10 protein-coding genes are annotated in these 13,524 nt (G+C 52.0%); 4 read left to right on the top strand and 6 right to left on the bottom strand.

Annotation, left to right across the window (positions count from 1 at the left end):
• Positions 1-11 precede the first annotated feature (11 nt).
• The 4 genes from H0248_RS14790 to H0248_RS14775 all read right to left on the bottom strand — a co-directional run bounded on the left by H0248_RS14790 (position 12) and on the right by H0248_RS14775 (position 5,692).
• On the bottom strand, positions 12-1,049 hold the full coding sequence (locus tag H0248_RS14790) for a LacI family DNA-binding transcriptional regulator (RefSeq protein WP_180786485.1): 1,038 nt from the start codon (positions 1,047-1,049) through the stop codon (positions 12-14).
• A gap of 227 nt (positions 1,050-1,276) precedes the next feature.
• Positions 1,277-2,146 carry a BglG family transcription antiterminator LicT gene (licT, locus tag H0248_RS14785; RefSeq protein WP_180786496.1) on the bottom strand — a complete coding sequence of 290 codons (870 nt, stop codon included), beginning with the start codon at positions 2,144-2,146 and terminating at the stop codon, positions 1,277-1,279.
• Between the two features lie 148 nt (positions 2,147-2,294).
• On the bottom strand, positions 2,295-3,722 hold the full coding sequence (locus H0248_RS14780) for a glycoside hydrolase family 1 protein (RefSeq protein WP_180786484.1): 1,428 nt from the start codon (positions 3,720-3,722) through the stop codon (positions 2,295-2,297).
• A gap of 65 nt (positions 3,723-3,787) precedes the next feature.
• A complete protein-coding gene (locus H0248_RS14775) occupies positions 3,788-5,692 on the bottom strand; it encodes a beta-glucoside-specific PTS transporter subunit IIABC (protein ID WP_180786495.1) in 1,905 nt (634 codons plus the stop codon).
• 514 nt (positions 5,693-6,206) lie between these two features.
• On the opposite strand from H0248_RS14775, the gene maeB reads away from it, so the two are divergent.
• Together maeB and mtr are read left to right on the top strand one after the other, a co-directional pair.
• Entirely contained in the window at positions 6,207-8,486 is a 2,280-nt protein-coding gene (gene maeB / locus H0248_RS14770; protein ID WP_014914266.1) for an NADP-dependent oxaloacetate-decarboxylating malate dehydrogenase, read from the top strand.
• A 193-nt stretch (positions 8,487-8,679) separates the two neighbouring features.
• On the top strand, positions 8,680-9,954 hold the full coding sequence (gene mtr, locus H0248_RS14765) for a tryptophan permease (RefSeq protein ID WP_180786483.1): 1,275 nt from the start codon (positions 8,680-8,682) through the stop codon (positions 9,952-9,954).
• Positions 9,955-10,137: 183 nt separating this feature from the next.
• On the opposite strand, the gene H0248_RS14760 is transcribed toward mtr, so the two are convergent.
• Together H0248_RS14760 and hemF are read right to left on the bottom strand one after the other, a co-directional pair.
• The gene (locus H0248_RS14760) at positions 10,138-10,590 is read right to left on the bottom strand and encodes a YaiI/YqxD family protein (protein ID WP_010307164.1); all 453 of its coding nucleotides are present in this window, start codon (positions 10,588-10,590) and stop codon (positions 10,138-10,140) included.
• Positions 10,591-10,593: 3 nt separating this feature from the next.
• Positions 10,594-11,526: an oxygen-dependent coproporphyrinogen oxidase gene (gene hemF / locus H0248_RS14755; RefSeq protein WP_180786482.1), complete on the bottom strand. Its 933-nt coding sequence runs from the start codon at positions 11,524-11,526 to the stop codon at positions 10,594-10,596.
• A gap of 181 nt (positions 11,527-11,707) precedes the next feature.
• Between hemF and H0248_RS14750 the strand changes: the two genes are divergently transcribed.
• On the top strand, positions 11,708-12,133 hold the full coding sequence (locus H0248_RS14750) for a GNAT family acetyltransferase (RefSeq protein ID WP_116163184.1): 426 nt from the start codon (positions 11,708-11,710) through the stop codon (positions 12,131-12,133).
• A gap of 243 nt (positions 12,134-12,376) precedes the next feature.
• On the top strand, positions 12,377-13,504 hold the full coding sequence (locus H0248_RS14745) for an ISAs1 family transposase (protein ID WP_102119602.1): 1,128 nt from the start codon (positions 12,377-12,379) through the stop codon (positions 13,502-13,504).
• Positions 13,505-13,524 lie beyond the last annotated feature (20 nt).

The following is a 13,524-nucleotide window of genomic DNA, read 5'->3' as shown; positions in this document are numbered from 1 at the left end:
AATGGAATGTATTATAAAAGGGCATCGTTGAGTGTGAAGCTTTCGCGCCAGACCATCTCATAACCAACCTGTACGTGTTTCTTATAATAGCGTCCTGTCACTAATTCTAAAAACAGATCGACGGCGGCTTCGCCCATTTCAGTGGGGTAAAGTCGCATTGTGGTCAAACTGGGATTGAGATGTTGTGCTGTGGGGATGTCATTCATCCCAATCACTTTTATTTGCTTAGGGATGGCAATACCTTTCTCTTGAATCGCCCGGTACACGCCAATAGCGATAATGTCTGTCGCCGCGAACACGACATCAGGCCACTCTCTTTGTTGCAGCAACTCATTCATCGCCTGATAGCCGGACTCAATACAGAATAGCTGACTGACCTTGCATCGCGACTCGTCGTAGATACCGTGTTTTTGCGTTATCTCCCGAAATACATGCAACCGGCTTTCATTATTCCCTATAAATGCGGGGCGCTGAGCACCACTATTCACAATGTAATGTAATACTTCGCGTGCAGCCGCTTCCCGATCAAAAAGCACGGCGTCACATTGTTTATCGAGAGGGGCTGAGTCGATAAAAATCAAGTTTTTATTTAATGAATAAATTAAGGCGATGTCGCTATCGCTAAAGTGACCTACGCAAATGATCGCCTGTGCCTGAGCTAAAGTCTGGCTATTGTATGATAAATTGGTGGTGAAGAAATTGCGTAACGAAATATTAAAATGGTGGCAGCGGTTTTCAATGCCAATACGCATTGCGGTGAAATAAGGGTCGTTGAGTTCTTCTGAGGGCGTAAGAAAGTGGACGACGGCGAGATTCAATACGTTGTCATTATCCATTTTGAAATGAGAGCGGACAACAAGCGAGTTCTCTAACTTTTTTTTCTGTTGCTTACGTTGTGTAGGTGATAAATAGGCTAACTCATGGGCGATTTTCTTGATGAGTTGGCGCTTTTCTTTGGTTATGGATAGGCTGGGATCGTTATTCAGTACGCGAGAAACGGTTGAGGCTGCCACCCCAGCTTTTTGAGCGATATCTGTAATCGTTGCCACAAAAAATTTTCCATAATTTGCTTATGAAAATGATAGTAGCTAATGCCTTATTGATTGAACATGCCCAGTAACCAAAAATGCGATGAAATCTTCAGTCATCGCCGTGTCACCCGCATGGGTTGTTCCTTGTCCAAATGGACTATCAGGGATGGGTTCTTGTGCGTGTTGCACTTGTGAGGTCATCAAAACGAGGAGATGCAGTAGCGGCAGGAAAACCGCTGATCAATTTATCGCCGATTGGGCGCGCTTTCCTGTTCTGGGGTGATACGGACGATATGAATAATTAGGTACAGCATTTCATCGTTAGAAATGTCGATGTTGAGCAGGTTGTGAATATAGTCTTTGATCAGTCGGCTGCATTTATAGGCATCAGGATATTCTTTGGTGACTTGCTCAAAAATAAAATCATCATTTGAATGAATCAGGCTATTTTCCAACAGACGCTGAATAAAGAATTGCATATGCGTCAGGAAACGAGAGTAGTTAATTGACTCTTTATCAATCACGATATGGAAGTTGTACTGGATGATATTAAAGATATCTTTCAGCATCTTGACCGACTGGAGCGTGTTCTCCATATTCTGGACGTCGGTTTGGGCATTGACTAAATGAAACGCGATATTGCCCGCTTCCTCTTCAGGCAATTCCAGCTTCATCCGTTGGTTAATGTCGTTGAGCGCCCGTGAGGCAATCGCGAATTCCTGCGGGTAGAACCGCTTTACCTCATAAAGCAGACGATTTTGTATGCTGATGCCTTTGCGATAGCGTTCAATCGCAAAGCTGATATGGTCGATCAGCGTAAAAAAGACCTGCTCGCTCAAGCGACCATGAAGCTGCCGGTTCGCATCATCAATAATCTTATTCACGATGTGAACATATTCTTCCCCAACGTGCTCAATCAGACGAGCAAATTCGCGTGGCGATGTACCATCCTTGAGAATAAAGGTCTTCTCAATTTTGGCCGGATCGAGAATATCGCCGGTCTTGCTGTTAAAGCCGATTCCTTTCCCCATAACAATGATTTCGTTGTTATCTGCATCGGAAGATAACACCAGGCTATTGTTCAGTATTTTTATTGCTTTTATCGGTTCAGCCATCATGCGTTTCTTGAGTGATTCAGTGGGAAAGTCAGTGAGATAAGCCAGCTTCATGATGTGTCACGTTGCGGGAAATAGGCTTCCTGCAACGTGACATATCCGGCGTCGTGCTCATCCCCGTTTTAACAACGTGTACTGGATATCGGTATCACGGGACGCTGGGAAATAAGCGCGCTCCATTTGATTCTATGACACCTTGATACCAGTAAAAACTTTTCTTTTTGATGCGGCGCAGATCTTTCAGATCGAATTCGTCGCGGTTCACGTAAATAAATCCGTAACGCTTGCCGTAGCCCTGATGGGTGCTGACCACATCGATCGCCGACCACGGACAATAGCCAATAAGATCAACGCCATCGCTGATGGCGAGCTGCATCTGTTCAATATGGCGAGCAATAAAATCGACGCGATATTGATCGTCGATCGTACCGTCGGCCTCAAGCTTATCCGGCGCGCCCATGCCGTTTTCCGTAATCAGGATCGGCAGATGATAGCGCTCGTAGGTTTTCCGCAGCGTTAAGCGTAAGCCAATAGGATCGATCACCCAGCCATAAGGCGTTTTATCAACGTGCGGGTTTTCCGCTGCGCGATAGACGCCGGGTTCGCCCAGCATGATTTGCTGATCGCCCGCGCGGGCGCTGACATCCGACGCATCGCCTTTGCTGGCTGCAATGGTGGCGGTGGAGTAATAGTTGATTGCCACGTAGTCGGGCTTTCCTGACTGTAGGATATCGTCATCGCCGGGTAATTTTTCTGGTGCCAGACCGCGATCTTCCAGATAACGCCAGGCCAGCGCGTTGTAGCGGCCGTGCACGGCAACATCCAAAAAACTCCAGCAGCGCAGCGTTTCCCAGTTGTGTGCGGCGATAGCATCTTCCGGTTTGCTGGTGGCCTGATACATAGACGTGGTGTTGATCGCCGGACCAATCAGGCCATTGGGCGCGAGTTCGTGACACAAGGCCATGACCTGAGCCTGCGCCAACATCATGTGGTGGTTTTGCTGATACAGCACTTTTTTAGACGGTAACACGCCACCTTCCGGCAGGCCAATCGCACCGGGATGCAGAATCATGGTGTTCTGCTCATTAATCGTCAGCCAATATTTCACCTTGTCGCCGAAATGCGTAAACAGCGTGCGGGCGTAGTGAACAAAGGCGTCAATTGTGGCGCGGTTCTGCCAGCCGCCCTGAGCTTCCAGACAATAAGGCAAATCGAAATGGTAGAGCGTGACGACCGGTTCGATACCGTGCGCGTTCAGTTCATCAATCAGGCTATTGTAAAACGCGATGCCCAGCGGGTTGATGGCACCGGTGCCGTCGGGAAGAATACGCGTCCAGGCAATGGAGAAGCGATAGGCCTTTAACCCGAGCTCCGCGAACAGCTGCACGTCTTCTTTAAACCGATGGTAGTGATCGCTAGCCACGGTGAAGTCAGCGGTGTTTTTCGGGTGCTGACACTTATCAATGATCGACGGGCTTTTCCCCTCGGCCTGCCAGCCTCCTTCGACCTGATAAGCCGAGGTCGAGGCTCCCCACAGAAAGCCCACAGGGAAGTGTTTTTGCTGTTGGTAATGCATATTTTCTCTCACATCTGGGAAGACGGTAGAGGCATTGGGCAGGGCACCCAATGCCTCTATGGGGATTAGGCGTTCACTTTAATGATGGTGTCCAGCGGTGCGATCGGCTGTGGTGCGGTGCAGACGACGCTGGCGTAGTCATCGCTGTTGATGATCACCACTGGCGTAATCGGGTCATAGCCCAGACGCATGATTTCATGCAGGTCGAAGCTAATTAGCCTGTCGCCCGCGCTAACTCGGTCGCCCGGTTTGATGTAACCGGTAAAGTGCTTGCCGTTGAGATTCACCGTATCAAGGCCGACATGAATCAGTAATTCCAGACCGTTATCTGTCCGGATACCGACGGCATGTTTAGACTCAAGAAACGTGATGATTTCCCCACTAACCGGCGCGACAACTTCGCCCTTGTCAGGAATAATCGCTACGCCTTGTCCCAGTAATCCCTGTGAGAATACGTCATCGTTGATGTCACTCAGCGCGACCAGCTTGCCGGACATCGGGCTGAGTATCGTTTGTGGTTCTGAGTGGCTTTCCGCCGCCTGCGGTTTTTTGGCGGTCTCTGTTTCCGAGGTAGACGGACCATTGGTGGTTGCTGTGGTCTCGGTTTCATCCACCGGATCGTCAAATCCCATGATCCAGGTGAGCGCAAACGTGACGACAATCGCAATGGCGCAGGTGATCAGCGCATGGACGATGTTCATCGGGTTTTCACCAATAAAGGCGGGCAGCGCCGCGAGACCCGGTGAGACGAAGGCATAGCGAACCAGCCCGGCCAGCCCGGCGTAGATCCCCGCACAGCCCCCGCCGATCATGGCGGCAATCAGCGGTTTCTTCAGTTTCAGCGTCACCCCGTACAGAGAAGGCTCGGTGATACCCAGCAGCGCGGTGAAGCCTGCGGAAGAAGCCAGCTGTTTCAAATTCTTGTTCTTGGTTTTAAACGCGACGCACAGCGTGGCAGCACCCTGCGCAATGTTGGAGGCCAGCATGCCGGGCCCGTTGATCATCTCGAAACCGTTGCGAGTCAGCTGCGAGGTGGCAATTGGCGTCATCGCCCAGGCGGTGCCGGTGATCACCAAAAACGGTTGCAGACCGCCCATCAGCATCGGAATAAGCCAGCTCGCTTTTCCGTCAATAATCGCCGCACCGCTGGCGACCAGATCGTTGAGGAAAATACCGAAAGGCCCAATCACCACCAGCGCGAGCGGCGCGGTAACCAGCAGCACGATCATCGGCTTGGTGAAAAATTTGATCATCGAGGGCGAGATCTTTTCGGCAAACTGCTCGATGTAAGACATGATCCATACGGTAAGAATGATCGGCAATACCGATCCGGCATAGTCCGCCAGCCGCACTGGAATACCGATAAAGCTGATGGGGCCGCCGGAGGCCAGCAGCTGAGCCAGATTCGGGTGCAGCAATGCGCCAGCAATCGTCATCGCCAGAATCGGGTTACAGGCGAACTTGATGGCGGCACCGTAAGCCAGCAGCACAGGCAGGAAGAAGAAGGCTGCATCGGAGATAGTGTCCAGCAGGCGATAGGTCGTGCTGTCGGCGGAAATTAACCCCGTCAGCTTGAGGATCGCCAGCAGGGCTTTAATCATCCCTGCGCCGGTAATCGCCGGGATAACGGGCGTGAAGGTGGTGGAAATCACGCTGATGATTTGCGAGAAAATGCCGCCTTTCTTCTGCGGTTCTTTACTGCTGGCAGTGCGTTGGCCGTTCATCTCGCCAATCTCGTTCAAAATCGCGCGATAGGTGATTTGGACATCGTTGCCGATGACCACCTGAAACTGACCGCCGCGATCGACCACGCTGATAACGCCGGGGAGTTTGGCAATTGCGTCTGCCTGTACGGCATCGCTGTCGTTGAACTCAAAGCGTAAGCGAGTGGCGCAGTGGGTCAACTTGCTGACGTTCTGCTTGCCGCCGCTTAACGCGAGGATGTCGACTCCAAGTTTTTGATAATTCATTTTTTGATAATTCATTTTTTGATAATTCATAGCTTTACCCTGTGTTGACGCCAATTAGGCCAAAAAAAAAGACCAAAATAAAAATGCACCTCTAAAAAAGAGGAAATGCATTTTTATTTTGGTCTTGCCTGCCGGAGCAGTAGCACGCCGCGATAAAAATAGGCTGGTGCAACTTATGGTGTTGCGCCGCAATATCAGCATGCGGCGCTGGAGTCATGCAATGTGCTCAGATGAATTAATTGATCTGGATCACAAACAATAGCGCGGTTTGCGATCCTTTTGTGCACGGTATCGCAGTTTTGCTCGTAGATAATAGGCATTCAACCGCACCAGCACTGCGCGATTTCTTCCTGTAGCGTATCCGGCCACTGAACAAAAAACCGTCAAATAAAATAACTATATTAACCAGCATTCCCCCTCAGTTTTTGCCATTCTCGGTAGTTTAGCCATACGCAAACACTATACTGGGTACTCTTGACCCTACAGACACAACAAAACCGAAAAGGTACATAAGATGGATGAACAGCTAAAGCAAAGCGCCCTTGATTTCCACCAGTATCCGATCCCCGGCAAAATTCAGGTTTCCCCGACTAAGCCGCTGGCGACGCAGCGCGATCTGGCGCTGGCGTATTCTCCTGGCGTTGCGGCTCCTTGTCTGGAAATTGCGGCAGATCCGCTGGCTGCCTATAAATACACCGCGCGTGGCAATCTGGTCGCCGTGATCTCTAACGGAACGGCCGTTCTGGGCCTCGGCAATATCGGCGCACTGGCCGGTAAACCAGTAATGGAAGGAAAAGGCGTTCTGTTCAAAAAATTCTCCGGCATTGATGTTTTCGATATCGAAGTCGACGAGCTGGATCCAGACAAGCTGATCGATGTGATCGCTGCGCTGGAGCCGACGTTCGGCGGCATCAATCTGGAAGACATCAAGGCACCGGAATGCTTCTACATCGAGAAGAAGCTGCGTGAACGCATGAAGATTCCCGTCTTCCATGACGATCAGCACGGCACGGCGATCATCTGTACTGCTGCGGTTCTGAACGGCCTGCGCGTAGTAGAAAAAAATATCTCTGATGTGCGTCTGGTGGTGTCCGGTGCGGGCGCGGCGTCTATCGCCTGTCTGAACCTGCTGGTGGCACTGGGTCTCCAGAAGCACAACATCGTGGTGTGTGATTCGCGCGGCGTGATTTTCCATGGTCGTGACGAAAATATGGAAGAGACCAAAGCGGCGTATGCGGTGGAGGATAACGGTGCCCGTAAGCTGGCGGACGTGATCCCGGATGCGGACATCTTCCTCGGTTGCTCCGGTCCTGGCGTGCTGACGCCGGAAATGGTGAAAACCATGGCTCCGCGTCCGCTGATCATGGCGTTGGCAAACCCGGAGCCAGAAATTCTGCCGCCGCTGGCGAAGGAAGTGCGCCCGGATGCGATTATCTGTACCGGCCGTTCTGACTACCCAAATCAGGTGAACAACGTGCTGTGCTTCCCGTTCATCTTCCGTGGCGCGCTGGATGTGGGTGCGACCACGATTAACGAAGAGATGAAGCTGGCTTGCGTACACGCGATTGCCGATCTGGCGCTGGCAGAGCAAAGTGAAGTGGTGGCATCTGCTTACGGCGATCAAGAGCTGTCATTCGGCCCGGATTACCTGATTCCGAAGCCGTTCGATCCACGTCTGATCATCAAGATCGCACCGGCGGTGGCGAAGGCGGCAATGGATTCCGGCGTGGCGACGCGTCCGATCGAGGATTTCGACGCCTATATCGAAAAACTGACCCAGTTCGTCTACAAAACCAACCTGTTCATGAAGCCGATCTTCGCGCAGGCGCGTCAGCAGCCGAAACGTGTCGTATTCGCGGAAGGTGAAGATGCGCGTGTGCTGCACGCCACGCAGGAGCTGGTGACGCTGGGTCTGGCGTTCCCGATTCTGATTGGTCGTCCGAGCGTCATTGAAATGCGTCTGCAAAAGCTGGGGCTGCAACTGACCATCGGTAAAGATTTCGAAGTGGTCAACAACGAATCGGATCCGCGCTTCAAAGAATACTGGAGCGAGTATTTCGAACTGATGAAGCGTCGTGGCGTATCGCAGGAAAAAGCGCAGCGTGCGGTGATCGGCAACCCAACGCTGATCGGGGCTATCATGGTTCACCGTGGCGAAGCGGATGCGTTGATTTGCGGCACGATTGGCACCTATGAAGAACATTTCGACGTGGTTGAGAAAGTGTTCGGCTACCGCGAAGGCGTGCAGGCTGCGGGGGCGATGAACGCGCTGCTGCTGCCGAGCGGCAACACCTTTATCGCCGACACCTACGTCAACGCAGATCCGACGCCGGAACAGTTGGCAGAAATCACGCTGATGGCGGCAGAAAGCGTACGCCGTTTCGGTATCGAGCCGAAAGTCGCGCTGCTGTCGCATTCCAGCTTCGGCACGTCGGATTCTCCGACGGCGCAGAAGATGCGTGCCACGCTGGCGCTGGTCAACAAGCTGGCACCGGAGCTGGAAATCGATGGCGAGATGCACGGCGATGCCGCACTAGTCGAAGCCATCCGCCGCGAGCAGATGCCGGACAGCCCGCTGAAAGGTTCGGCTAATATTCTGATCATGCCGAATATGGAGTCTGCGCGTATCAGCTATAACCTGCTGCGCGTGTCGTCTTCAGAAGGCGTGACGGTAGGGCCGGTACTGATGGGGATCTCGAAACCAGCCCACATCCTGACGCCGATTGCCTCGGTACGCCGGATCGTGAACATGGTGGCGCTGGCGGTGGTGGAAGCACAAACTCAGCCGCTGTAAGTCATTTCCAGTCATACAGACAAACCCAGCCAGAAGTCGGCTGGGTTTTTTATTTATCGCAATTTATCGACCAAATAGTCGCCTGGCTAAGATGAATCAATGGAATAATTTTGGTTTTATGCCATGATCCCGCCTCGTCTTTAGGGGGAGACTCCCCGGACTTGATAAAAAAACCAACGAGCGACTATCGGTTATGGCAACACGCGCAGTGAACGAGAACACAGTAGAAAAAAGCGGTACAGGAAAGCGTCTTCCTTCGCTGTTTGGCGGGTCGATGATTATTGCAGGGACGATTATTGGCGCCGGGATGTTTTCCCTGCCGGTGGTGATGTCGGGGGCCTGGTTTTTCTGGTCATTTGCCGTGCTGGTGTTTACCTGGTTTTGTATGTATCACTCGGGGTTGATGATACTGGAAGCCAACCTCAATTATCCGACCGGCTCCAGCTTCGATACGCTAACTAAAGATCTGCTGGGCAAGCGTTGGAATGTCATTAACGGCATATCGATCGCCTTTGTCCTCTATATCCTGACTTACGCCTACATTTCGGCGAGTGGTTCCATTATCCATCACACGCTTGCTGAGATGTCGATTGATTTCTCTGCACGCATTGGTGGCTGCCTGTTTGCACTGTTTGTCGCGTTGACCGTGTGGTGGAGCACCGCGGCAGTGAGCCGCATGACCGCTTTTTTTCTGGCGGCGAAAGTACTGACCTTTTTCATGACGTTCGGCAGCCTGTTGTGGAATGTGAAACCAACGGTATTGTTGAATGTGGCAGAGCCGGCACCCAGCTATCTGCCTTATGTGCTGATGACGCTGCCATTCTGCCTGGCGTCTTTCGGTTTTCATGGCAACGTCCCCAGCCTGGTGAAGCATTACGGCCACAAGCCACAGGTAATTAAGCGTTGTCTGTTTATTGGCAGTTTGCTGGCGTTGGTGATGTATACCATCTGGCTGATTGGCACGATGGGAAACATTGCCCGTCCTGACTTTATCGGGATTGCCGAGCAGGGCGGTAATATCGATGTGTTGGTTCAGGCGTTGGGTGGGGTGTTGAATAGCCCTTATTTGGACGTGTTGCTGACCGTCTTTTCCAACTTTGCCGTCGCCTGTTCGTTTCTCGGCGTGACGCTGGGGCTGTTTGATTATCTGGCAGATTTGCTGAAATTTGACGATAGTCGAATGGGAAGAGCCAAAACAGCGCTGGTGACCTTTCTGCCGCCGGTCATCGGTGGCCTGCTATATCCGAACGGCTTTATTTATGCGATTGGCTTTGCCGGGCTGGCCGCTACGGTGTGGGCGGTGATTACGCCTGCGTTGCTGGCTCGCGCGTCGCGCGTCCGCTTCGGTAGCCCGCTGTTTCGCGTGCGAGGCGGCAATGCGATGATTGCGCTGGTACTGCTATTTGGTATCGGCACCGCGCTGATACATGTGCTTTCGAGTCTCGATCTGCTGCCAGTTTATCGCTAAGTCATATCGCCTCCTGCTTTGTTAAAACAGAAGGGACGAGATAGTTAATGTTGGCTGCTTGAGCCTGTTTTTAGGAGAAGCGCGGGGATGAGGTTCCCGTAGGGGTACCTCGCCCCGCGATTGCTCCGTGTATCTCGATCTTTTAACGATCGGTAGTCTACGGAAGGGGAATCCGGCAGAGCGTTACGGCTTTTTCGACTGCTGCAACCACTTGTCCAGCTCATTAGCGAACTGCTGACGATCCCGCTGGTTTAATGCGCTCGGGCCACCGGTTTGTATCCCGCTGGCGCGCATGGTATCCATAAAATCCCGCATGTTTAGCCGTTCCCGAATGGTATCCGGTGTATAGCGCTCGCCACGCGGATTCAACGCGATGCCGCCTTTTTCTATCACTTCCGATGCCAGCGGAATATCCGCAGTGATCACCAAATCGCCTGCTTCAACGCGTTGCACAATCTCGTTGTCGGCGACGTCAAAACCCGCCGAGACGCGTAGCGTACGAATAAAACGCGACGGCGGCACTTTGATGGTCTGGTTGGCAACCAGTGTGACCTGTGTTTGCGTGCGATCTGCCGCGCGAAATAGCACTTCTTTGATGACGTTAGGACAGGCGTCGGCATCGACCCAAATCTGCATGACTTATGCTTCCTTGTTGTGCGTGTGACTTTCTGCCAGCCAGTCTTTAGCTGGTAAAAAATCTTGATACAGCAGGGCTTCCGGGCTACCCGGTTCAGTCTGATGCTGGTATTCCCAGCGTGCTAGCGGTGGCATGGACATCAAAATTGACTCGGTGCGTCCGCCGCTTTGCAGGCCAAACAGCGTCCCGCGATCCCAAATCAGGTTGAATTCCACATAGCGGCCACGGCGATAGAGTTGGAATTCACGTTCGCGCTCTCCCCACGGCAGATCTTTACGCCGTTCGACGATGGGCAGATAGCCATCGAGGAAGCCGTTACCGACGGCACGGATGAAGGCAAAGCTGGTAGCAAAATCTGGCTCGTTGAGATCGTCAAAAAAGAGTCCGCCGATACCGCGCGCTTCGTTACGGTGCTTAAGGAAGAAGTAATCGTCGCACCATTTTTTATAGCGCGGGTACACATCGTCACCGAACGGCTGGCACAGATCGTGTGCGGTCTGATGCCAGTGCACGGCGTCCTCTTTGAAACCGTAATAGGGCGTGAGATCGAACCCGCCGCCAAACCACCAAACCGGCTCTTCTCCCGGTTTCTCGGCGACGAACAAGCGCACATTGGCATGGCTGGTGGGGATGTAAGGGCTTAGTGGATGAATTACCAGCGAAACGCCCATCGCCTGAAAGCTGCGGCCAGCCAGATCGGGGCGGTGGGTGCTGGCTGAAGGCGGCAACGATTTACCGATGATATGAGAAAAGTTTACGCCCGCGCGTTCAAAGATGCGTCCGCCGGACAGTACGCGACTGCATCCACCACCGCCTTCGGCACGCTGCCATTCATCCTCAGCGAAATCGGCTCCGCCATCGATCGCCGCAAGCTGCTGACAGATATCTTTCTGTAAGCTAAGCAAAAAATGTTTTACCGCATTGACGTCAGACATAGTGGGCATCCCGTTTCCATAGCGCTGGTGGCACAGTAATAAAGGCGGCAGTATACCATCAATAAAATCGATCCCCGGTTACCCGTTGTGTGATTCCTGATGGCGGCACGCAATTTGAGATTGCGTCTGATAAAAATCACGCGATAATCACGATTTACCTTATTGCAAAATGGCGACTGTGATGGAAATCCGCATATTCAGGCAGGATGACTTTGAAGCCGTGATCATCCTCTGGGAGCGCTGCGATTTGCTGCGCCCGTGGAACGATCCTGAAATGGACATCGAACGTAAGCTCAATCACGATCCCGATCTGTTTCTGGTCGCAGAGGTGAACGGCGAAATCGTGGGATCGGTGATGGGCGGTTATGATGGGCACCGCGGGTCTGCGTACTATCTGGGCGTGCACCCTGATTTTCGCGGCCGCGGCATTGCGAATGCGTTGATTAACCGTCTGGAGAAAAAGCTCATTGCCCGTGGCTGCCCGAAAATCCACCTGATGGTGCGTGAAGACAACGATACCGTGATCGGCATGTATGAAAAGCTCGATTATGAGATTGTCGATAGCATCACGCTGGGAAAACGCCTGATTGAAGACAGGGAATATTGATTTATTCCGATCTTCAAGCGATACCCGTTAATATTTTTTCTTCTCTAGAATATTCCCAATGCTGAGAAAAGGTGCGCCGTTAATGGTGCACCTTTTCTCATTTATTTCTCAACCGTTTATTGTGATAGTGTTTACTAACGTGGGTACCCAGGGCAAGATCATGAACGTTTTTTGCACAATTCGACGTCAACATTGACCTGACGAGTCGACTATGATCTTATGCTCCTCTTTTGAGGAGTGACCATGAATTTAGATACCATCAAAGCGCATTTCAGTATCATCCGCGATGAACGACAAAGCGCAAAAGTGGATTACCCACTGTTTGATATTTTGTTTGCTTCAATCTGCGCAGTGATAGCGGGAGGCCAGGGCTGGACTGACATTCGTGAGTACGTTCTCGGCCATCATGACTGGTTCCTTAAACAGGGCTTATTTGAAAAAGGTGTGCCCGTTGATGATACCTTTGCTCGCCTAATTTCAAATATTGAGCCCGCTGAATTCCGCGATTGTTTTCTCGCCTGGATGAAAGCCGTGCACAAGTTAACCTGTGGTGAAGTCGTCGCTATTGATGGCAAGACTTTGCGCGGCTCTTATGACAGAGACGACAGGCAAAGCACCATCCATATGGTAAGTGCCTATGCCAGCGCCAACCAACTCGTATTGGGCCAGCTTAAAACTGATGCTAAAAGCAATGAAATCACCGCGATACCCGCGCTGATTCAGATGTTGGACTTGCGAGGTGCCATCGTGACAATTGATGCGATGGCCTGTCAGACCAAGATTGCCAAGGCGATTACGAGCAAAGGTGGCGACTACTTATTGGCAGTTAAGGGCAATCAAGGCAAGTTAGCGGCAGCGATACAGGCCGCTTTTACCCCACATCGGCGCGCGCCAATTGACAGGGGCATATCTCAAGTTGAGAAGCAGAAAAGCCGAGTGGAGGCACGCACTTACCATGTACTGGATGCCAGTGATATGGTTGGGGATTTCTCTGCCTGGCTCGGGCTAACCAGCATAGTCATGGTCGAAAGTTACCGCGCAGCAAAAGGCAAAGCGCCAGAGTTGGAGTACCGCTACTACATCAGTTCAGCCAAACTAACCCCAGAGCAGGCCGGAGATGCGATACGGGCCCATTGGGGTATCGAGTCCATGCATTGGATTTTAGATGTCAGTATGCGAGAGGATGCTTGCCAGATTTACCGAGAAAACGCCGCAGAAAACTTGGCAGGGTTAAGGCACATGGCGCTGAACATGCTCAGAGCCGAGCCAACGAAGATTAGCGTACCGATGAAACAAAAACGCTGCATGATGAAACCCGTGTTCTTGGAGCAAGTTCTTATGGCTGGATTAACGTCAATGGTTAAATGTTGATCACTCATGCGGACGCCCTG

Source organism: Pectobacterium brasiliense (assembly GCF_013449685.1).
Lineage (GTDB): Bacteria > Pseudomonadota > Gammaproteobacteria > Enterobacterales > Enterobacteriaceae > Pectobacterium > Pectobacterium brasiliense_A.
This window is presented reverse-complemented; position numbering and strand designations above follow the sequence as displayed.

Bases quoted from the DNA above. Each gene is read 5' to 3' on its own strand.
- licT (WP_180786496.1), bottom strand. From the start codon at position 2,146: ATGGCTGAACCGATAAAAGCAATAAAAATACTGAACAATAGCCTGGTG.
- H0248_RS14780 (WP_180786484.1), bottom strand. From the start codon at position 3,722: ATGCATTACCAACAGCAAAAACACTTCCCTGTGGGCTTTCTGTGGGGA.
- H0248_RS14775 (WP_180786495.1), bottom strand. From the start codon at position 5,692: ATGAATTATCAAAAACTTGGAGTCGACATCCTCGCGTTAAGCGGCGGC.
- maeB (WP_014914266.1), top strand. From the start codon at position 6,207: ATGGATGAACAGCTAAAGCAAAGCGCCCTTGATTTCCACCAGTATCCG.
- mtr (WP_180786483.1), top strand. From the start codon at position 8,680: ATGGCAACACGCGCAGTGAACGAGAACACAGTAGAAAAAAGCGGTACA.
- H0248_RS14760 (WP_010307164.1), bottom strand. From the start codon at position 10,590: ATGCAGATTTGGGTCGATGCCGACGCCTGTCCTAACGTCATCAAAGAA.
- hemF (WP_180786482.1), bottom strand. From the start codon at position 11,526: ATGTCTGACGTCAATGCGGTAAAACATTTTTTGCTTAGCTTACAGAAA.
- H0248_RS14750 (WP_116163184.1), top strand. From the start codon at position 11,708: ATGGAAATCCGCATATTCAGGCAGGATGACTTTGAAGCCGTGATCATC.
- H0248_RS14745 (WP_102119602.1), top strand. From the start codon at position 12,377: ATGAATTTAGATACCATCAAAGCGCATTTCAGTATCATCCGCGATGAA.